Genomic DNA, 19510 nt, shown 5'->3' with positions numbered 1-19510 from the left:
CTTCAGTCGCGGTGCAAAATGGTGTCCAGTTCCGCCTGCTCCTCGGCGGTCAACGCATTGGTTGCCGTCGCACGGCGCGACCGGGCGGCCAGCACGATGAAAATCCCGCCGGCAAGGAGCAGAAGGACCGGCGTGCCCCACAGCAACGCATTGCGCAGGCTGAAGCGCGGCTTCAACAGCACGAACTCGCCATAGCGGGAAACGATGTAGTCGATCACCTGCTGGTCGGTGTCGCCGGCGACGAGACGCTGTCGCACCAGCACGCGCAGGTCGCGGGCAAGCTCGGCATCAGATTCGTCGATCGACTGGTTCTGGCAAACCATGCAGCGCAATTCTTCCGAAAGCGTCCGCGCCCTCGCCTCGAGCGCCGGGTCGGCCAGAACCTCGTCGGGCTTCACCGCAAGTGCGGCGCCGGCAAACAACAGCGTCAGCAGCAGGATCAGCGAGGCCAGCGAAAATCTTGCGGTAGAAGATCTTGCGGTCATGGCAGGCTCGCGGAAGGCACAGCGCCCGTCGACTTGCGGCGGCGGGACGGCGCCCCGACGCGCAGGCGCCGGTCCATGAGCGACATCGCAGCACCTGCCATCATGACAAGGCCGCCACCCCAGATCAGCGTCACCAGCGGCTTCCACCACAGCCGCACCACGACGGAGCCGTCGGTCCCCTCGTCGCCAAGCGAGAGGTAGAGCTGGCTGAACCCGATCGTCTTGATACCGGACTCGGTCGTCGTCATCTGTCGGACCGGATAGGAGCGCTTGGCCGAGGTGATTAGGGCGGTAGGGCTTCCATCAGCGCCGAGCAGGGCGAAGCGGCCACGATCCTCGCTGTAATTGGGCCCCTGGGCCGGATAGAGCCCTTCGAAACGCAATTTGTGGCCGGACAGTTGCACGGTCTCGCCCGCATGCATGGACAGGATATTCTCGGTGCCGAAGCAAAGCGTGCCGACAATGCCCAGCGTCGTCAGCCCGAGGCCGAGATGGGCGAGCGCGGTGCCGAAGACCGAACGCGGCAGGCCGGCAAAGCGCCTGAGCATGATGCCGGGCGCGACAGAGCCAAAGCCGGACTTGACGGCAATATCGGTGAGCGCGCCGCAGATCAGCCAGACGGCCAGGCCGACGCCAAGTGCGGCGAACACCGACGCGCCGTCGATGAACAAGGCCGTCACCAGCACGGCCAGAAGCGCTGCGGCGAAGGCCGCCATCAGGCGCTGGGCGACGGCGAAAATGTCACCGCGCTTCCAGGCCAGCAGTGGCCCGAACGGGACCACGACCAGAAGCGGCACCATCAGCGGGCCGAATGTCAGGTTGAAGAACGGCGCGCCAACCGAAATCTTGTCGGCTGAAACTGCCTCGACCACCAGCGGATACAATGTGCCGACCAGCACGGTGGCGGTGGCCGTGGTCAGGAACAGATTGTTGAGAACCAGCGCCCCTTCGCGCGAGATCGGATGAAACAGGCCGCCGGCCGTCAACCTCGAAGCGCGAAAGGCAAACAGCGCCAGCGATCCGCCGATGAACAGCGTCAGGATACAGAGAATGAACACGCCGCGCGTCGGATCGGTGGCGAAGGCGTGGACAGAAGTCAGCACGCCGGAGCGCACCAGGAAGGTGCCGAGTAGCGACAGAGAGAAGGTCAGGATCGCCAGCAGCAGCGTCCAGATTTTCAGAGCCGAGCGCTTTTCCATGACGATCGCCGAATGGAGCAGCGCCGTGCCCGCCAGCCATGGCATGAAGGAGGCACTTTCGACCGGATCCCAGAACCAGAAACCACCCCAGCCGAGCTCGTAATAGGCCCAGTAGGAGCCCATGGCGATGCCGCCGGTCAGGAACATCCAGGCGACCAGCGTCCATGGCCGCACCCAGCGCGCCCAGGACGCGTCGATGCGGCCTTCGATGAGGGCGGCGACCGAGAAGGAAAAGCAGATCGAAAAGCCGACATAGCCGAGATAGAGCAGCGGCGGATGGATGGCGAGGCCGAGATCCTGCAGGATCGGATTGAGATCGCGGCCCTCGATCGGCGCCGGATTGAGCCTGGTGAACGGGTTGGACGTCGCCAGGACGAACAGGAAGAAGGTGGCGCCGATGGCGCCTTGCACGGCCAGCACATTGGCTCGAAGCGTCGCGGGAAGATTGCCGCCGAAGACAGCGATGAGCGCGCCGAAGAAGGTCAGGATCAGCACCCAGAGCAGCATTGAGCCCTCGTGATTGCCCCAGGTGCTGGTGATCTTGTAGATCAGCGGCTGCAGCGAATGCGAATTCTCCCAGACGTTGGCCACCGAAAAATCGGAGCTTGCATAGGCTGTCGTCAGCGCCGCGAAAGACAGCGCGGTCAAGGCAAAGCCGGCCACCGCGACCGGACCGCCGACGGCCATCATCTTCTGGTTGTTCATCCGCGCGCCGAACAGCGGCACCAGCGTCTGTACCAACGCCAGCGCGAACGCCAGGACCAGCGCGAAATGTCCGGTTTCAACCATTGTGGCCAACCCCGCCAGGCTTTTGTCTTGCCGCAGGTCCTCGCCGCAAAACCGTGGACACCCTCGGGTCGAGCCCGAGGGCAGGCTTTTGCGGAACCTGCTTAGTCACTTTTGCTCTCCTGCCACACGCCCTTGGCCTTAAGGCCGTCGGCCACCTCCTTGGGCATGTAGTTCTCGTCGTGCTTGGCCAGCACGCTGTCGGCGGCGAAGACGCCGTCCGGGCGAAACGTGCCTTCAGTGATAACGCCCTGCTCCTCGCGGAAAAGGTCGGGAAGAATGCCGGTGTAGGTGACCTTGACCTGCTTCTGGTTGTCGGTCACCGAAAAGGCGACAGTGGCTCCCTGATCGCGCTCGATCGTGCCTTTTTCGACGAGGCCGCCGAGCCTGATGCGCTGCCCGGGCTGCAGGCTGGCGGTGGTCAGATCGGCGGGCATGTAGAAGTAGGAGGCCTTCTGGCCGAGCGCGTAGAAGGTCAGAGCGGTAGCGGCACCGAGAAAGGCCAACCCTCCGGCGATCACCGACAGTCTTTTCTGCTTGCGCGTCATTTTTTACTCCGTCGCCGTCAGGCCAAGCGAGACAGCAAAGGCGGTGAATTTCTTCGCTTCGTCACTATCGGAGCCAAAAACGGCGATACCGCGATTGAGCGCGTCGCGTGCCTGATCGGCCTTGCCCAGCACGACATAGGAACGAATAAGCTGCATCCATCGTTCCGCATCGCGCGGGTTTTGCCGAAGTTTTTCATCAAGTCCCGCAACCATGGTGTTGATCATAGCCTCCCTGTCCTGCGGCGACATCGACGCGGCCGCATCGACATCCCCGGCGTCCGGGCCTTTCGCAGGCTCTCCCGAAGCGGCGCTCCGCTGGGCGGCTTCGGCCAGTGCCTGCTCGACAGGTTCGCGCCAAGCTGAGTCCTGCGGCAAGGCGCCAAGCATTTTCTGCCAGGCCGCTGTCGCCTCCTCAATGCGGCCTTCCTGCGCCATGCCCATCGCGAGATAAAAGCTGGCCTTCGGATTTGCCGGATCGAGCTTCAACGCCGCCTCGAAAGCGGCCTCAGCGTCGGCCGAAACAATGCCGCCCGCCGCGTTGGCGATCGCCTCGCCGAGGCCGGCCTGGCGGGCGGCACTGTCGCCGTCGAGGCGAATGGCGTTGCGATAGGCCGTCACCGCATCGGAGAACCGCTGCATGCGCAGATAGACCGGCGCCAGAACGTCCCAGCCACGGCCATCGGTCGGGTTGGCGGCAAGATGGGCCTCGGCGCGCGCCACCAGCTCGTCCACCGAACTGTCGGCGGGATTCTTGGCCAGCCGCTCGCTGAGCGGCTGCGACGGCAGATCGGGCGAGCCGAGCTGGCTGTACAAGCCCCAACTGACCAGCGGAACCGCCAGGACGGCGGCCGTCGCAACCAGCCTGGTCGCCATCGACGGCTGCCGCGCCGCAGCCTTGCCGGCCGGATCGGCCCCGGCCCCGGCATTGTCCAGGCGAAGGATGCGGCGGGCGATCTCGGCACGTGCCTCTTCGGCCTCAGCCGGCTGGATCAAGCCGCGCGCGACGTCGCGGTCAAGCTCGGACAGCTGGTCGCGATAGACTTCAAGGTCATGATCGCTGCTCGCCGAACCACCCTTCGGGCCGCCGGCCAGCGGCAGCAGCACCGCCAGGCTTGCACCCAGCGTGAGAACGGCAGCTATGACCCAGAACAGCATGCTTCTTCCAATAACGGCAGAGCCCTGCCCTGCCAACACAGGCATCCTGCGACGCTTTGACGGTAGGCGCGTCGCATGTCCTTGATCAATATCAACCGGACCGAGGTCGATATCCAGCCAGATATCAGGTCAGCGGCGTCCAGCTGCCGTCGGCGTTGCGGCAAGCGGTTCCGCGCGCGGTGGCGCCGGCGGCGCCGGTAAAGACCGTATGGGTGTATTGCCGGCAGTCCTGCGAGCCGACACGATAGGGCTGGGCGGGCACGACTTCACCGTAATGCGCCGACCGATCGCTCTTCCACGTCACCTTCTGGCCGCTCGTCGTGTATTCGAGCGCCTTGTATTCCGCCTCCAGCGCCTTGCGCTTCTCGGCATCGCTCAAGCCGGTACCGATCGATCCGCTGACGAGGCCGCCCCCCATGGCGGAAATGACTGTCGTCGCGATCCTGCCGCCGCTTGGCGGCGTGGCGGCCGGCTGCGGCGCGACTGTAGCGCCCGGGCTCTTGCCCAGCGTCGTGCAGCCGGAAACGGCCAGCAGTGCGGAAACGAGCGCGACGCGAATCTTCATGCAGACAACCGGTTTTCTTGAGTTAGGGCTGGAAGCCGCGCCATCGGGGAAGTCGGCGTGGCCATAGTGTTGATGTTTGTCGGAAATTTGGCCATGGCCGACGGATCCGGGACCAATCGGCACGCCGCCATATCACGCACCGTCGATTAATTGTCGATGGGGCAAAAGTGTCACTGGAGGCTCCGCAATCGAACCACCGCCTTCAATCCGCCCATGCCGGACCGTTCGAGAGCCAGAACGCCTCCATACTCGTTGACGAGGTCGGCGACAATGGCAAGTCCAAGCCCGGTCCCCGGCTTTGTCTCGTCGAGGCGCCGTCCGCGCTTCAACGCCTCGCGTGCCTTGTCTTCGGGAATGCCCGGGCCGTCATCCTCGATGCTGATCTCGAACAGATTGACAGCACTTTCCTTGCCGGCGCCACCCTTCTTGCCGGAGATTGGTGTCACCGACACGGCGACCGCGCTCTTTGCCCATTTCATGGCGTTGTCGAGCAAATTGCCAAGCAGTTCTTCCAGATCCTCGCGTTCGCCGGCAAAGACGACATCGACTGCCGGCAGCGAAAGCGAGAGATCGGTCCGCGGGTTGAGTTTTTGCAGCACCCGCACCATGCGCCGGACCAGCGGCGCCACTGGCGTGCGGTAGACGACGCTGTCGCGTTGCGCCGCGACGCGTGCGCGCTGCAGATAATGGTCGACCTGCTTCTGCATCGAGGCGGCCTGCTCGGCTATGAGCTTGCCCTTGGCGCCACCGAGCGCCCGTCCCTCGTTGATCAGCACCGCCAGCGGCGTCTTCAGCGAATGGGCGAGATTGCCGACCTGCGTGCGCGAGCGCTCAACGATACGCCTGTTGTTTTCGATCAGCGCGTTGGTCTCGTTGGCGAGCGGTTCGATCTCGGCCGGGAAGCGGCCATCGAGCCTTTGCGCGGTTCCTTCGCGCACCATGGCGAGGGCGTTCCGGACCCGGCGCAATGGCTGCAGACCCAGCAGGATGGCAATGGCGTTGATGGCGATCATGCCGACGCCGAACAGGGACAGATAGGTCAGCAGGCGGCGCTGGAAGGCGCCGATCTCCTGTTCGAGCTCGGTCTGGTTGCCCATGACACGGAAGCGCGCCGCACGATTTTTCGCGTCGAGAACGAATTCGCTCTCGAACACTTCCAGCTCCTCGCCATCGATGCCTTCCGTCGCGTAGCTGCGCTGGAAGCTGGCGTTGAAAGGGACCTCGGCGACGCTTGGCGACGGGATCGCCTTCGTCATCGAGGAGGAGTGCAGATCACCGCGCACGCCCTCCGACGCAGGTTCCACCGACCAGTACCAGCCGGAGTTCGGCTCCGAGAACCGGAGATCGCCAAGGTCGGGAGCACCTGTCAGCGAGCCGCCTTCGGACACGCCGACCGAGCCGATCAGGTTGAACAGATGCGCCGACAACAAGCTGTCGAAACCGCGCTCGTTCGCCTGGCGATACAGCGTTGTGATGAGGGTGAAGATGACGACGAGGGTCAGGATCGCCCAGACCGTGGAAAAGGCGATCACCCGAAACGCCAGCGAACGCGGCCAGAACCGCGAAAGCGACGTCCCTGTAGTCTGTTTGAGCGGTTCCGCCTTACGCCTCCGGCTCACGCATCCGATAGCCCATGCCGCGAACGGTCTCTATCATGTCGATGCCCATCTTCTTGCGAAGCCGTCCGACAAAGACCTCGATTGTGTTGGAATCGCGGTCGAAATCCTGATCGTAGAGATGCTCGACCAGCTCGGTCCGGGACACGACCTCGCCCATATGGTGCATCAGATAAGCAAGCAGGCGAAATTCGTGCGACGTCAGCTTCAGCGGCACGCCGTCGACATCGGCCTTGGAGGCCTTGGTGTCGAGCCGCAGCGGCCCACAGGTCAGCTCGGACGACGCATGGCCGGCCGCGCGCCGGATGAGCGCCCGGACCCTGGCCAGCACCTCTTCGATGTGAAACGGCTTGGTGACATAATCGTCCGCGCCGGCGTCGATGCCCGATACCTTGTCGCTCCAGCGATCCCGCGCCGTCAGGATCAGAACCGGCATCTTGCGGCCGCCGCGCCGCCAGCGTTCGACCACGCTGATGCCGTCCATCTGCGGCAGGCCGATGTCGAGCACCACGGCGTCATAGGGTTCGGTATCGCCGAGGAAATGCCCTTCCTCGCCGTCGAAGGCCCGGTCGACGACATAGCCGGCATCGACCAGCGCGTCCGATATCTGCCGGTTGAGATCCTTGTCATCTTCGACAACGAGTACGCGCATGCGGGGATCACTACCTGTTGAAGAGCTCGGCCTGTCGACGCGTTAAGCCTGTTGACGGGTCCGGTGTCAGATATAGGCCGATTCCAGCGGCCTGGGAAACGGCAGGGATCAGTTCAGCGGAACGACGATCTCGGAACGACGCGGACGCTGACCGTCCTTGCCCGGGACCAGCACGACTATGACGCAGACCGGCTGGCCACCGCGCGTCGACTGCGACGCCTTGGCCAGCGTGCCGCCATTCTGCTCGGCAACCTGCTGACCGATCGCGTAGCAGTCGGCCGCAGCCATGACGATCGGCTGGACATGCTCGGGCACGACGACCGGCAGCGCCGTCGCCTGCGACGCGAACAGACCGGCAGCGCAGAGCGCCAGTGTCGCGGTTCGGAAATGGGAGCGAAGCGTTTTCATGATCAGCGTTCTAACGCATCGGTGCTGAACGTGAAATGAACAGTGAACGCCTGCAATCCATGCCTATCTCACCCCCTGAACCGCGAGACAACCGACCTTATGATTTCGCCGCCCCAACCCGGCAAAATCATCCCAAGCCTCAGTCTAGACTGTCTTGCAGGCATATTGAAAGCGCGTCAGTCGTTTTCTTCCGTCACGGCACGAAAGCGCAGCAGCCCGTGGTAGGCCGAAAGATCCTCGTCGTAACGGGCTTCGGTGAATTCGAGCCTGATATTGACGTGGTGATGCTCGTCGAGCGCGAGCACCGCATCCCGGAGGCGGGCGCTGACCAGATCCATCATATCGAGCATTTCTTGCCTGGCCTCGGACTTCGACCAGAAATGCAGCGTGAAAAGCTGCTCGGCGGGATTCTCCATGCCTGTTGCCCAGTCGTAGACGCTGGTCCGGCCGAAGGTCACATAGGGAAACGGGACATTTTCGGGGACATGGTCGAACAGTTTTGCGCCGCCCAACGCCGCTGACAGGGAACCGTCACCGTTCAGCGCTTCGAACAAGGCCTTCTGCAACGCGGCAGCCGGTGCGGTCATCGTCCTCTCCCCCGCCCGTCACGGCTGAACAGGCCTTTGCGCCGTCAGCGATTCCTGCCTGCAGCGTAACCGCGTTGAAGTTCCTGCGCCAGATCACGGGATCTCCAGTACCGCGGCCCCTTCGCATCAGGAATGTCGGTGGCCAACGCCGCGCCTTCTCATTTGGCATGCAAGGCGTTTGAAAAACGGTGCTATGGAGGTGATTGTTTCTCCGGACATTCGAGGTCGTTTTCGTGCGCGAGCCATCGCTGCTGCCTGTTTTTGGAAAGCTTGGGGTCAAGGCACCGGTTGTAACCGCGGCAGCCCCGACCATGTCGAGGAGCGTGAAGAGCATGGCGACCCGCATGAGGGAGGTTCTATCTTCACACGGGGGCATGGCCTTGAAGCTGTTCGTCGTCGTGTGGACGATCCTTGTCCTTGCGGCGGTTTTCTTCATTACGCAGGCCTGACCAATCGACATTCATCGATCGGAGGCGGAAAACGAAAGGATGCCGGAATGGCAAACCGTTACGCGCTGCGCATGGAGCATCCGCACAGCTGGACCGTCTTCGATGTCTTCACCGGCCAGCCCGTTGAACTCAAGCGCCAAGTCTTGGTCGGCATGAACACACGCGATGCGGACGCGATGGTCGATCAGCTGAATAGCCGAGACGTCAAGCGGCGGGCCAAAGCGGACCGCAAGTCCTGAGCCAACCTCACCGAGGCACATTTGGGCCTAGCGAAAATCGGCTGCCGTCAGCACATATATGCTCTTGCGGGTCCGGGCATAGGCATTCCTGGCGATCTCGTGGATGGAACTGGACGCCGTATCGAACGCTGCCAGAAAGGTGGCTTCGGCAGTTGGTGCCTCTGATGATGCCTTCGAGATGGCATCCGTGGCGACAGAGAAAGAAATCTGAAACATGCCGTCATGGCCGACGAAGCGGATGCGTTTGCCCGCCTCGTCATAGCTGCGGCTTGGATTGGGAAATGTCAGGCTCATGACTTGACCTCCGTTGATGCAACGTCTGCTTTCTTGGCCGCTCGCGACGCCCGCTTTTTCTTGGGGGCGACGGGATTGAGGGCCTCCGCGGCGCGATCGGCCTCTTCCTTGGCCAGCCGCAGCGCCCGCAATCTTGCCGTCTTGATGTCCCTGGCCTTCGCCTCGGAAACATATTCGGCCGTTGCCTGGTTTCGCTCCGCGGTTTTCTTCTGCTTTTCCATGAAGCGCGCTTCAGCTTTTTCCATGATACTCTGATTGACTTCTGCCATCGGTAAAATTTCCTTTTTGCTGAAATGATGAAAGCGAGTTTCCCTACTTAAAATAGTAGCTCGGAGTCGAAAAATCAATTTCTGGTCTATTTTTTGATTGATAAATTTCTGAAAATGAAATGGCGAAATAATACTATTAAATGTTTTACAACGGCCAATTAATATTTTTTGGCACTCCTATCAATCGAGTGCCAACGCGCCTATAAAAGGGGAGCGGCCGCCTAAGCCGGCCCTAGAAAGAGTTCCCATGAAATTCCGGCCACTCCACGATCGCGTCGTCATTCGGCGCGCCGAAAGCGACACCAAATCCAAGGGCGGCATCATCATCCCCGACAATGCCAAGGAAAAGCCACAGGAGGGCGAAGTGATCGCCGTCGGGCCGGGCGGGCGCGATGAAAGCGGCACCTTGATCGCGCTCGACGTCAAGGCCGGCGACCTCATCCTGTTCGGCAAATGGTCGGGAACCGAGGTCAAGATAGACGGCGAGGACCTTCTGATCATGAAGGAGGCCGACATCATGGGCATCATTGAAAAGACCGTGGCTGCCAAGAAAGCCGCCTGATTGGAGCGCTGCGCGTCCTCTTGGACGCGCAAAGGACGCTTCAAGTTTTCATTCAGGCGGCGCTGCCAGCGCTTCGCCACAACCAATCGAACTGGAAAAAATCATGTCTGCCAAAGAAATCAAGTTCTCCACCGATGCGCGTGACCGGATGTTGCGCGGAGTCGAAATCCTCAACAACGCGGTCAAAGTGACGCTCGGCCCCAAGGGCCGCAACGTCATCATCGACAAGGCCTATGGCGCGCCGCGCATCACCAAGGACGGGGTGACGGTGGCCAAGGAAATCGAGCTCTCCGACAAGTTCGAGAACATGGGCGCGCAGATGGTGCGCGAAGTGGCCTCCAAGACCAACGACCTCGCCGGCGACGGCACTACCACCGCCACGGTGCTTGCCGCTTCCATTCTGCGCGAGGGCGCCAAATTCGTTGCCGCCGGCATGAACCCGATGGACCTCAAGCGCGGCATCGACCTTGCTGTTACCGCTGTCGTCAAGGAAATCCAGGCACGCGCCAAGAAGGTCAAATCCTCCGGTGAAATCGCGCAGGTCGGGACCATTGCCGCCAATGGCGATGCCACCGTCGGCACCATGATCGCCAAGGCGATGGACAAGGTCGGCAATGATGGCGTGATCACCGTCGAGGAAGCCAAGACCGCCGACACCGAACTCGACGTTGTCGAGGGCATGCAATTCGACCGTGGCTATCTCAGCCCCTATTTCGTCACCAATGCCGAAAAGATGCGCGCCGAGCTGGAGGACCCTTACATCCTCATCCATGAAAAGAAGCTCGGCAATCTGCAGGCGATGCTGCCGATCCTCGAAGCCGTGGTGCAAAGCGGCAAGCCGCTGGTGATCATCTCCGAGGACGTCGAAGGCGAAGCGCTGGCGACGCTGGTCGTCAACAAATTGCGCGGCGGCCTCAAGGTTGCAGCCGTCAAGGCGCCGGGCTTCGGTGACCGCCGCAAGGCGATGCTGGAAGACATCGCCGTGCTCACCGCCGGCCAGATGATCTCGGAAGACCTCGGCATCAAGCTCGAAAACATCACGATCGACATGCTCGGCCGCGCCAAGCGCGTGCTGATCGAAAAGGACACGACGACGATCATCGATGGTGCCGGAGAGAAAGCGACCATCCAGGCGCGCGTCCAGCAGATCAAGGGGCAGATCGAGGAAACCACTTCCGACTACGACAAGGAGAAGCTGCAGGAGCGGCTGGCGAAGCTCGCCGGTGGCGTCGCGGTCATTCGCGTCGGCGGTGCGACCGAGTCCGAGGTCAAGGAAAAGAAGGACCGTATCGACGATGCGCTGAACGCCACGCGCGCGGCCGTGGAGGAAGGCATCGTTCCCGGCGGCGGCGTCGCGCTGCTGCGCGCCAAGGCCGTCCTGAACGGGCTGACCGGAGCCAATGCCGATGTGACGGCGGGCATTTCGATCGTGTTGAGAGCGCTCGAAGCGCCGATCCGCCAGATCGCCGAAAACTCCGGCGTTGAAGGTTCGATCGTTGTCGGCAAGCTCATGGACAGCAAGGATCACAACCAGGGCTTCGATGCCCAGAACGAGATCTATGTCGACATGATCAAGGCCGGCATCGTCGACCCGGCAAAGGTGGTGCGGACCGCGCTCCAGGACGCCGGTTCGATCGCGGCATTGCTGATAACTGCGGAAGCCATGATCACCGACATTCCAGCCAAGGATGCCGCGCCTGCGGCTGGCGGCGGCATGGGCTACTGACCATCGCCTAGACAAGCCTGCAGCGCCCGGCCGGCAAGGCCGGGCGACCGATCCTAATACCAACCAGGAAGGAACTGTTCCGTGGCCACACCAAGCAGCAAGCCGTCTCTCGCGCGTCGATGGGAAGATTACCAGCCGGCCAAATCCACGCTCTTGTGGGCATGTGCGGCAACCGTCGCCGCCACGCTGATCATCGGTTTCAACTGGGGTGGCTGGGTGACCGGTGGCACCTCACGCGCACTGGCGGTAACCGCCGGCGACGTGGCGCGCGGCGAACTGGCCTCGGCGGTCTGCGTCGATCGCTTCAATACGGCACCTGACGCTGCCGCCAAACTCGTCGAGTTCAAAGCCCTGACCGACAGCTACAAGAAGCGGCAGTTCATCGAGACGGGCGGCTGGGCGACCATGCCCGGGAAAACCGCGCCCGACAGGCTGGGTGCGCAAAGCTGCGCGGTCGCTCTCGCCGCCTGATCCTCGAATTCTCCCAGAGAAGCGAGAAAGCCTGAATGACAGCCGCCGGGGCATCTTCCCCGGCGCGTGGCCGCTGGCAAGGAAATCTATCCATGATTGCATTCGTCCCGAAGCCAAGTGCTGCGGCGAAGACCAAAGTGGCCGAGGAAAGCCGCTTCGATCGCATTCGCAGACTTGCCGCCGACAAGCACACAGGAAAATCCGATGCCGGCACGATACGCCGGGAGCCGCAAAAGACCGGCAATAAGCGCCCCATCTGAGCGCCTGCTGAACTACGTCACGAAACCGGTGCCGCGCCGCCCTGCTCGGTGCGCCGCGCTATGAATTCGTCGAGGACATCTGATGTGGCAGCGGCGGAAGCCGGCGGCCGGAAGTCGGCAAGCAGCCGTTTCCAGACACCGGTGGCGCGCTCTGTCGCGGTTTTTGACCCGGCCTGCGTCCAGTTGCCGAAATTCGACCAGTCGGCCACCAGCGGCTCGTAGAAAGCGGTGCGGTAGCGCGCCATGGTGTGTCCGGCCGAGAAGAAGTGCCCGCCCGGCGGCACTTCGGCGATGGCCTCGAAACCGATCGCGTCCTCGTCGCCCGGCGTCGCCGCGCACAGCTCCGCGACCGTCTGCAGCGCCTCGATATCGGTGATCAGCTTTTCGAAGGACACGCTTAAGCCACCTTCGAGCCAGCCCGCGGCATGGATGCAGACCGTGGCGCCAGCAAGCACCGAGCCCCACAGCGCAAACTGCGTTTCGTGGGCCGCCTGCGCGTCCGAAATGTTGGCGGCGCTGCCGCCGCCGGACCGCCAGGGAAGACCGGTGAAGCGCGCAAGCTGGCCGGCGCCAAGCGTCGCCTTGACGTGCTCGGGCGTGCCGAAGGCCGGCGCCCCCGACTTCATGTCGACGTTGGACGAGAAAGAGCCATAGACGACCGGCGCGCCCGGCCGCACCATCTGGGCCAGCGTCAGCCCGGCCAGCGCCTCGGCGTGCTGCAGGGTCAGCGCGCCGGCGACGGTGATCGGCGCCATGGCGCCAGCCAGGCAGAAGGGCGTGATGATCAACACCTGCCCCGCCTTGGCGAAGTCGATGATACCTTGCGCCATCGGAATGTCGAGCTGACGTGGCGAGTTGGTGTTGATGACGGTGTAGCAATGAGCGCCCGAACGGAATTCGTCCTCGGACAGGCCGCGCGCCAGCCGCAGCATCTCGAACCCGTCCTCGACCTGCGGCGTGCCGCGCGCGAAGACGAACGGGAATTTGTCCGACAGCGTCAGCTGAGCACGGTTGACGGCATAGTGGCGGAAGCGGTTGTCGACGTCCTGCGGTTCGATACAGGGACCGAGCATATGCAGCACGTCGAAATGCTGCACCAGCCGGATGAGATCCTCGAAAGCGGCAAGCGTGCCCGGTCGCCGGCCGCGTTCGAGATCGGTGACGTTGGGCGCCCCGGATCCCGCCAGGAATGTCATCGAGCCGAGCTCGAGCGTCAGGTCGCGGGCACGGTCGCCGGCATGCGCCAGGATCGATTTCGGCGCCGAAGCCAGCGCCGCCGCAACGACGTCGCGGCCGATGCGCACCATCTGGCTGTCTTCGTCGACCAAAGCGCCGGCACGGGCCAAGCGAGCGCGCGCCTCAGGCAGCAGCACCTTGACGCCGAGTTCCTCGAGCACGCGCAACGCCGTGTCATGGATCGCGGCGACCTGATCGGCCGAAAAGACCGGCTGCGGCAGAAACGGATTCTTCAGCGAACGATAGTCCGGCCGGCGACTGGTCTCGCTGCCGGCCTCGCCGCTTCGTCCGCGCCGGCGTTCGCGCCTGAGGTTGCGTGCGGCGTCATCGACCATGGCGAATGCTCCTCATTGCCGTATTGCCTTGCCCTGGGGATCGTAGGGGGAGGCCGCGATGACGCGCGCCGACCGCTCGACGCCGACAATGTGCGCCGACAGGACCGTGCCTTCCCCCGCGAAATCGCGGTCGACGAGTGCCAGCGCCAGGCTCTTGCCGACTGTGTAGCCATAGCCGCCGGAGGTAACGAAGCCAATGCGCCGGCCCTGATGCCAGACCGGCTCGAAGCCGCTGGCGTCGGCGTCGACAGCGTCGACCTCCAGCGTCACCAGACGTTGCTGGACGCCGTCATTTCGCTCCTTCAACGCCGCCTCGCGGCCGATGAAATCGCCCTTGTCGAAGGCGATGAAACGGTCGAGGCCGGTCTGGCCAGGTGTGTAGCCTTGCGTGAATTCGCGCGACCAGATGCCAAAACTCTTTTCCAGCCTGAGCGCGTTCAGCGCGTGGAAGCCGACTTCGGCGAGTCCGAGATCCTGGCCGGCGGCGAGCAGCGTTTCGCGCAGGCTGGCATGCATGGCAGAGGGGCAATTGATCTCGAAGCCGAGCTCGCCCGATATCGACAGCCGCGCGACGCGCGAGCGCACTATGCCGATGTCGAATTCGCCGCAGGCCATGAACGGCAGGGCGCTTGCGGAGATATCCTGATGCGTCGCGCGCGCCACGATGGACCTTGCATTCGGCCCGGTGACGAGGAACCCGGCCATCGTGTCGGACAGGTCGCTGACGGCGACGCCGTCCGCCGCATGGGCCTCGAACCAGCGCATGTGGAATTCGCGCAGATAGTAGGAGCCCATGAGCCAGTAGTGGCCGTTCCCCCAATTGAAGACGGTGAGATCGCCTTTCACCCGGCCGTCATGGCCCAGCATCGGCGCGAGCCTCGCCCGCCCCGGTTCCGGCAGCCTTGAGGCGAGCAGCCGGTCGAGCCAGGCTTGCGCACCCGGGCCGGACACCGCATAGCGCGAAAAGGCCGAGGTATCGACGATGCCGGCGGCGCGCCGGACCCGCAGCGCCTCCTTGCCGACAATGTCGAAGGCGTTGGAGCGTTTCAGCGTGGTGTTTTCGCGAAAGCCCATCGGCGCGAAATAGGCCGGGATTTCCAGCCCCCATGAAGCAGTCCATTGGCATCCTGCCGCCGTCATGCCGTCATAGCCGCCGGGCCGCTTCAGCGGCCGGCCGGCCGGTAGGCGCTCATTGGGAAAGGTCATGACGAAGCGGCGCGAATAGAACTGACGCGTCGTCTGCCTGAGATATTCACGATTGGCGGCAAACGCCCCATAGCGGGCGATGTCCATGCCGAAGATATCGGCCTGCGGTTCGCCATGGACCATCCACTCGGCCAGCGACTTGCCGACGCCGCCGCCCTGGCTGAAGCCGGCCATGACGCCGCAGGCGACCCAGTAGTTCTTCAAGCCGCGCACCGGGCCGACGATCGGGTTGCCGTCCGGCGTGAAGGTGAACGCGCCGTTGACCCATTTGCGGATACCGGCAGTCGCCAGGCAGGGAAAGCGCCCGTAGGCCCTGGAAAGTTCAGGGCTGATCCGCTCGATGTCTTCCGGGATCAGCTCGATGCCATAGTCCCACGGCGCGCCGTCCATGTTCCAGTGCCTTGGGTCCTGCTCGTAAACGCCGAGCAGGATGCCCTTTCGCTCCTGTCGCAGATAGGAAAAACCTTCGAGGTCGACGATGATGCCGATTTCCTTGTCGAGTGCCGCGACCTCGGGGATGTCCTCGGTGACGAAGTAATGGTGCTCCATCGGCGTCACCGGCAGGTCGACGCCGGCCATGCGGCCGAGCTGCTTTGCCCACAGCCCGCCGGCATTGACGACATGCTCGGCAACGATGGTCCCTTGCTCGGTGAGGACGTCCCAGCCGCGGTCGGCGCGCAGCTTCAGGTCGAGCACGCGGTTACGCAGGATGACATCGGCGCCGCGCTTTTTCGCAGCACCCGCATAGGCATGCGTCGTTCCATAGGGGTCGAGATGGCCTTCGTTGGAATCGTAGAGGCCGCCCAGTACATCGCTGACATCGACGATCGGGCAGATCGCCTTGATTTCTTCCGGCGTTACGAGCCGGGCCGTTTCGATGCCGACCGACTGGAACACCGCCCAGGCAGATTTCAGCCACTCCCAACGGGAAGGATCACTGGCGATGTTGACGCCGCCGGTCATGTGCAGGCCGACGTCCTGGCCGGATTCGGCCTCGATCTCGCGATAGAGCTTGATCGTGTAGTCCTGCAGCGCCGCGACATTGGGGTCGGCATTGAGTGCATGGAACCCGGCCGCCGCGTGCCAGGTCGAACCGGCCGTCAGCTCGGCGCGCTCGATCAGTGCCACGTCGGTCCAGCCGAACCGCGCCAGATGGTAGAGCACCGATGCCCGACCACGCCACCCCCAATGACGACTGCGCGGTAATGCGACTTCACGGCCTTCCCCTTGTTGGAGAGTTCACCATATATGCACTGTACATATATGTCTAGACTGTAGACATATATGTCCATAAGTCTTGCGCGAGGCTGGCGCTCATGCCTATTGTGAGGCCATGATCATGATTGCTCCGCAGGACGAGCCGGCGCCCGGCAACATCAAGGTGACGCGCTGGGACTGGATCAATCTTGCACTCCAGACACTGATTTCAGACGGCATCGAAAGCGTGCGGGTGCTGCCGCTCGGCCAGAAGCTCGGCGTTTCGCGCTCAAGCTTTTACTGGTATTTCGAGAGCCGCCAGGATCTGCTCGACCAGTTGCTTGCCCATTGGCGCAACACCAATACCAAGGCGATCGTCGAACGCGCGATGCGGCCGGCCGAAAGCATCATCATGGGCGTCATGAACGTGTTCGAATGCTGGGCGGACGAGCGTCTGTTCGATCCGCGGCTCGACTTCGCCATCCGGGAATGGGCGCGTCGCTCCGATGACGTGCGCCGGGCCATCGACCAGGCCGACAATGACCGCCTGGGCGCAATACGCGACATGTATCGCCGTCACGGCTATGATGAAGAGGACGCCTTCATCCGCGCCCGCGTGCTCTACTACATGCAGATCGGCTATTATGTGCTCGACCTCAAGGAACCGGTCGAGGCGAGGGTCAGCCATCTCGCTGCCTATCTGCGCAGTTTCACCGGCCAGGAGCCCAGCGAAGCCGACGTGGCGCATTTCCTGCGCTTTATGGCTGCGCGGTGACTTCGGACGCCAAACCGAGCCCGCAAGGGCGGTGCGGCGACTTTAAAGCATGTCGCGTTCGATAAAATTCACGCGACCTGCTTTAAGTCTTTGTTTTGATGCACGTCGTTATCATCCCAAAACCGCTGCGTACTTTTGGGGCGACATGCATTAGGCCCTGCCCTTGGCATCGACGAACCGAACCGCATAAACCTCCCTCGCCCTTGTGAGCGACGCAAAAATGGACGAATAATCTTGGCTGGGGCGCAGCCTGAAATTGCCCGCATGCAGTTTCTCAGCTCACGCCGCCGCCGCAGCCGGATTCCTGGAATGGGCAGTCCTTTGGAACCACGCAAGAGAAGAGGTCCGATCGCCGCAAGGTTGCTCGCGGCGGATGCGTGGTTCGATTCCTCGCTCTACGACATCGGCTTCAAGGCGCGCCGGTTCTGGGAAGCGGCCACGATTTTTTTCCGGCGCTTCCGCGTCTCCGGCTGGCGCCGCGGCATCATCGAACTTTTGAGCGAGGGCTTCACGCTCGGTGCCGGCGGCATCGTCGTCATGCTGGCGCTCGCCTTGCCGGCCTTCCAGGAAACCGCCGGTGACTGGCGCGCCCAGGGCGACTTCGCCGTCACCTTCCTCGACCGCTACGGCAACGAGATCGGCCAGCGCGGCATCATCCAGCGTGACTCGGTGCCGGTCGACGAGATGCCCGACCAGGTCATCAAGGCGGTGCTGGCCACGGAGGATCGCCGTTTCTTCGATCACCACGGCATCGATGCGCTCGGCCTTTCGCGCGCGATCTTTGAGAACGTGCGGGCGAATTCCGTGGTGCAGGGCGGCTCGAGCATCACCCAGCAGCTGGCCAAGAACCTGTTCCTGACCAATGAACGGACATTGGAGCGCAAGATCAAGGAAGCCTTCCTGTCGCTGTGGCTCGAGGCCAATCTGTCGAAGAAGGAGATCCTGCAGCTCTATCTCGACCGCGTCTATATGGGCGGCGGCACCTTCGGCATCGAAGCGGCGGCCGATTTCTATTTCGGCAAAAGCGTCAAGGATCTGAACCTCGCCGAAGCGGCGATGCTGGCCGGTCTGTTCAAGGCGCCCACCAAATACGCGCCGCACATCAACCTGCCTGCTGCCAGGGCGCGGGCCAATGTGGTGCTGTCCAATCTCGTCGACGCCGGCTTCATGAGCGAGGGCCAGGTGCTGCAGGCGCGGCTGCATCCGGCCGAAATCGTCGATCGCGGCGAGCAGAAGAGCCCAGACTATTACCTCGACTGGGCATTCGACGAGGTCAAGAAGATCGCGGCAAAGTCCGGCCAGCATTCGCTGGTCGCTCACACCACTTTCGACGCCAACATCCAGAAGGCGGCGGAAGAATCGATGGAGTTCCATCTCCGTCAGTTCGGCAAGGAATACAACGTCACCGAAGGTGCCATGGTCGTCATCGAAACCAATGGCTCGGTCAGGGCGATCGTCGGCGGCCGCGACTACGGTGCCAGCCAGTTCAACCGCGCCACCAAGGCGCTGCGCCAGAGCGGCTCGTCGTTCAAACCCTACGTCTATGCAACGGCAATGGAGCATGGCTTCACACCGGACTCCGTCGTTTCCGGCGCGCCGATCTCCTGGGGCAACTGGTCGCCTCACAATTACAATGGCGGATCGGCCGGCAATGTCACGCTGATCACGGCGGTTGCCAAATCGATCAACACCGTACCGGTGCGGCTGGCCAAGAATTATCTCGGCATCAAGCCAATCAAGGCGATGGCTGAAGCCATGGGCGTCGAATCGCCGCTCGAATCGCACAAGACGATGGTGCTCGGCACATCGGGCATGACCGTGATGGACCAGGCGACAGGCTATAGCGTGTTCGCCCAGAACGGCTTTGTCGGCTCCCGGCATGGCATCACCCAGCTCGTCACCCGTACCGGCGAGGTGGTTTACGATTTCGCCAAGGATGCGCCGCCGCCGCACCGTGTGCTTTCGGAACAGGCGCTGAAATCTATGAACACCGTGCTGGCGGCGGTGCCGGTGATAGGCACGGCGCGGCGCGCCGCCCTTCCCAACATCGTTTCGGCCGGCAAGACCGGCACCACGCAGTCTTACCGCGACGCCTGGTATGTCGGCTTCACCGGCAACTACACGGCCGCCGTGTGGCTTGGCAATGACGACTTCACCCCGACCAACAACATGACCGGCGGCTCGTTGCCGGCGATGGTGTGGCAGCGGCTGATGGTCTATGCGCACCAGAATATCGACCTCAAGCCGATCCCCGGTCTCGATCATCCGTTCGTCGACGAAAAGATCGCGGCCAAGGCTGAGGAGGCGGAAAAGAAGAATGCCGAGCAGGCAGCAGTCAACGCCGCCGAGCGCCCACCGGTGCTGTCCAGCCAGACCACGCGGGCGCTCAGGGACATCACGAAGCTGTTCCAGTCGGCGCCCGTCCTCCAGACACCTGCGACGCCGGAGACCCTGTCGGCGCTTTGATGCCGACACGACGGGCCAGGCCAT

At 63.1% G+C, this 19510-nt stretch carries 19 protein-coding genes and 1 pseudogene; 7 read left to right on the top strand and 13 right to left on the bottom strand.

Annotated features, from left to right (window positions below):
- Positions 1 to 2: 2 nt before the first annotated feature.
- From E5X88_RS22555 to E5X88_RS22515, 9 genes are all read right to left on the bottom strand, one after another.
- Positions 3 to 485 (bottom strand): cytochrome c-type biogenesis protein, encoded by a 483-nt coding sequence (locus E5X88_RS22555; RefSeq protein ID WP_292165249.1) that lies wholly within the window; start codon positions 483 to 485, stop codon positions 3 to 5.
- Positions 482 to 2473 (bottom strand): heme lyase CcmF/NrfE family subunit, encoded by a 1992-nt coding sequence (locus tag E5X88_RS22550; protein ID WP_292165247.1) that lies wholly within the window; start codon positions 2471 to 2473, stop codon positions 482 to 484. The genes E5X88_RS22555 and E5X88_RS22550 overlap by 4 nt, the downstream gene beginning before the upstream one ends.
- A 101-nt stretch (positions 2474 to 2574) precedes the next feature.
- Positions 2575 to 3018: a cytochrome c maturation protein CcmE gene (gene ccmE, locus E5X88_RS22545; protein ID WP_292165246.1), complete on the bottom strand. Its 444-nt coding sequence runs from the start codon at positions 3016 to 3018 to the stop codon at positions 2575 to 2577.
- A 3-nt stretch (positions 3019 to 3021) separates the two neighbouring features.
- Complete coding sequence (gene ccmI / locus E5X88_RS22540) at positions 3022 to 4173, bottom strand: c-type cytochrome biogenesis protein CcmI (protein ID WP_292165244.1); 1152 nt, start codon at positions 4171 to 4173, stop codon at positions 3022 to 3024.
- A 124-nt stretch (positions 4174 to 4297) separates the two neighbouring features.
- The gene (locus E5X88_RS22535) at positions 4298 to 4738 is read right to left on the bottom strand and encodes a hypothetical protein (protein WP_292165243.1); all 441 of its coding nucleotides are present in this window, start codon (positions 4736 to 4738) and stop codon (positions 4298 to 4300) included.
- Between the two features lie 170 nt (positions 4739 to 4908).
- Positions 4909 to 6357, bottom strand: coding sequence for an ATP-binding protein (locus E5X88_RS22530; RefSeq protein WP_292165242.1), 1449 nt, complete (start codon positions 6355 to 6357; stop codon positions 4909 to 4911).
- Complete coding sequence (locus E5X88_RS22525; RefSeq protein ID WP_023800820.1) at positions 6341 to 7006, bottom strand: response regulator transcription factor; 666 nt, start codon at positions 7004 to 7006, stop codon at positions 6341 to 6343. Before E5X88_RS22525 ends, E5X88_RS22530 begins: the two co-directional genes overlap by 17 nt.
- A 108-nt stretch (positions 7007 to 7114) precedes the next feature.
- Complete coding sequence (locus E5X88_RS22520; RefSeq protein ID WP_292165240.1) at positions 7115 to 7414, bottom strand: hypothetical protein; 300 nt, start codon at positions 7412 to 7414, stop codon at positions 7115 to 7117.
- Between the two features lie 176 nt (positions 7415 to 7590).
- Entirely contained in the window at positions 7591 to 8001 is a 411-nt protein-coding gene (locus tag E5X88_RS22515; RefSeq protein WP_292165239.1) for a DUF3168 domain-containing protein, read from the bottom strand.
- A 193-nt stretch (positions 8002 to 8194) separates the two neighbouring features.
- Between E5X88_RS22515 and E5X88_RS33675 the strand changes: the two genes are divergently transcribed.
- Positions 8195 to 8689: a hypothetical protein gene (locus tag E5X88_RS33675; RefSeq protein WP_366664794.1), complete on the top strand. Its 495-nt coding sequence runs from the start codon at positions 8195 to 8197 to the stop codon at positions 8687 to 8689.
- A gap of 27 nt (positions 8690 to 8716) precedes the next feature.
- Here E5X88_RS33675 and E5X88_RS22505 read toward each other — a convergent pair whose 3' ends face one another.
- Positions 8717 to 8983 carry a DUF1488 domain-containing protein gene (locus tag E5X88_RS22505; RefSeq protein ID WP_292165238.1) on the bottom strand — a complete coding sequence of 89 codons (267 nt, stop codon included), beginning with the start codon at positions 8981 to 8983 and terminating at the stop codon, positions 8717 to 8719.
- Positions 8980 to 9330 carry a hypothetical protein gene (locus E5X88_RS22500; protein WP_292165237.1) on the bottom strand — a complete coding sequence of 117 codons (351 nt, stop codon included), beginning with the start codon at positions 9328 to 9330 and terminating at the stop codon, positions 8980 to 8982. The genes E5X88_RS22505 and E5X88_RS22500 overlap by 4 nt, the downstream gene beginning before the upstream one ends.
- Positions 9331 to 9499: 169 nt before the next feature.
- Between E5X88_RS22500 and E5X88_RS22495 the strand changes: the two genes are divergently transcribed.
- From E5X88_RS22495 to E5X88_RS22480, 4 genes are all read left to right on the top strand, one after another.
- Positions 9500 to 9814 carry a co-chaperone GroES gene (locus tag E5X88_RS22495; RefSeq protein WP_292165235.1) on the top strand — a complete coding sequence of 105 codons (315 nt, stop codon included), beginning with the start codon at positions 9500 to 9502 and terminating at the stop codon, positions 9812 to 9814.
- Between the two features lie 103 nt (positions 9815 to 9917).
- On the top strand, positions 9918 to 11540 hold the full coding sequence (groL, locus tag E5X88_RS22490) for a chaperonin GroEL (RefSeq protein WP_292165233.1): 1623 nt from the start codon (positions 9918 to 9920) through the stop codon (positions 11538 to 11540).
- Positions 11541 to 11621: 81 nt separating this feature from the next.
- Positions 11622 to 12011 (top strand): hypothetical protein, encoded by a 390-nt coding sequence (locus E5X88_RS22485; RefSeq protein WP_292165232.1) that lies wholly within the window; start codon positions 11622 to 11624, stop codon positions 12009 to 12011.
- A gap of 92 nt (positions 12012 to 12103) precedes the next feature.
- Positions 12104 to 12271 carry a hypothetical protein gene (locus tag E5X88_RS22480; protein ID WP_292165230.1) on the top strand — a complete coding sequence of 56 codons (168 nt, stop codon included), beginning with the start codon at positions 12104 to 12106 and terminating at the stop codon, positions 12269 to 12271.
- 17 nt (positions 12272 to 12288) lie between these two features.
- Here the strand turns inward: E5X88_RS22480 and E5X88_RS22475 are convergent, their stop codons facing one another.
- Positions 12289 to 13842 (bottom strand): trimethylamine methyltransferase family protein, encoded by a 1554-nt coding sequence (locus tag E5X88_RS22475; protein WP_292165229.1) that lies wholly within the window; start codon positions 13840 to 13842, stop codon positions 12289 to 12291.
- A 12-nt stretch (positions 13843 to 13854) separates the two neighbouring features.
- Positions 13855 to 16265: pseudogene (locus E5X88_RS22470) on the bottom strand (FAD-dependent oxidoreductase).
- Between the two features lie 116 nt (positions 16266 to 16381).
- Between E5X88_RS22470 and E5X88_RS22465 the strand changes: the two are divergent.
- Positions 16382 to 17020: a TetR/AcrR family transcriptional regulator gene (locus E5X88_RS22465; protein ID WP_292165225.1), complete on the top strand. Its 639-nt coding sequence runs from the start codon at positions 16382 to 16384 to the stop codon at positions 17018 to 17020.
- 309 nt (positions 17021 to 17329) lie between these two features.
- Positions 17330 to 19486, top strand: coding sequence for a transglycosylase domain-containing protein (locus E5X88_RS22460; RefSeq protein ID WP_292165224.1), 2157 nt, complete (start codon positions 17330 to 17332; stop codon positions 19484 to 19486).
- Positions 19487 to 19510: the final 24 nt, after the last annotated feature.

This window comes from Mesorhizobium sp. (assembly GCF_004962245.1).
GTDB lineage: Bacteria > Pseudomonadota > Alphaproteobacteria > Rhizobiales > Rhizobiaceae > Mesorhizobium.
Note: the sequence above shows the minus strand (reverse complement) of the source record. Positions and strands in the feature narration are given on the sequence as shown.

Bases quoted from the DNA above. Each gene is read 5' to 3' on its own strand.
- E5X88_RS22555 (WP_292165249.1), bottom strand. From the start codon at position 485: ATGACCGCAAGATCTTCTACCGCAAGATTTTCGCTGGCCTCGCTGATC.
- E5X88_RS22550 (WP_292165247.1), bottom strand. From the start codon at position 2,473: ATGGTTGAAACCGGACATTTCGCGCTGGTCCTGGCGTTCGCGCTGGCG.
- ccmE (WP_292165246.1), bottom strand. From the start codon at position 3,018: ATGACGCGCAAGCAGAAAAGACTGTCGGTGATCGCCGGAGGGTTGGCC.
- ccmI (WP_292165244.1), bottom strand. From the start codon at position 4,173: ATGCTGTTCTGGGTCATAGCTGCCGTTCTCACGCTGGGTGCAAGCCTG.
- E5X88_RS22535 (WP_292165243.1), bottom strand. From the start codon at position 4,738: ATGAAGATTCGCGTCGCGCTCGTTTCCGCACTGCTGGCCGTTTCCGGC.
- E5X88_RS22525 (WP_023800820.1), bottom strand. From the start codon at position 7,006: ATGCGCGTACTCGTTGTCGAAGATGACAAGGATCTCAACCGGCAGATA.
- E5X88_RS22520 (WP_292165240.1), bottom strand. From the start codon at position 7,414: ATGAAAACGCTTCGCTCCCATTTCCGAACCGCGACACTGGCGCTCTGC.
- E5X88_RS22515 (WP_292165239.1), bottom strand. From the start codon at position 8,001: ATGACCGCACCGGCTGCCGCGTTGCAGAAGGCCTTGTTCGAAGCGCTG.
- E5X88_RS33675 (WP_366664794.1), top strand. From the start codon at position 8,195: ATGGAGGTGATTGTTTCTCCGGACATTCGAGGTCGTTTTCGTGCGCGA.
- E5X88_RS22505 (WP_292165238.1), bottom strand. From the start codon at position 8,983: ATGAGCCTGACATTTCCCAATCCAAGCCGCAGCTATGACGAGGCGGGC.
- E5X88_RS22495 (WP_292165235.1), top strand. From the start codon at position 9,500: ATGAAATTCCGGCCACTCCACGATCGCGTCGTCATTCGGCGCGCCGAA.
- groL (WP_292165233.1), top strand. From the start codon at position 9,918: ATGTCTGCCAAAGAAATCAAGTTCTCCACCGATGCGCGTGACCGGATG.
- E5X88_RS22480 (WP_292165230.1), top strand. From the start codon at position 12,104: ATGATTGCATTCGTCCCGAAGCCAAGTGCTGCGGCGAAGACCAAAGTG.
- E5X88_RS22475 (WP_292165229.1), bottom strand. From the start codon at position 13,842: ATGGTCGATGACGCCGCACGCAACCTCAGGCGCGAACGCCGGCGCGGA.
- E5X88_RS22465 (WP_292165225.1), top strand. From the start codon at position 16,382: ATGATCATGATTGCTCCGCAGGACGAGCCGGCGCCCGGCAACATCAAG.
- E5X88_RS22460 (WP_292165224.1), top strand. From the start codon at position 17,330: ATGGGCAGTCCTTTGGAACCACGCAAGAGAAGAGGTCCGATCGCCGCA.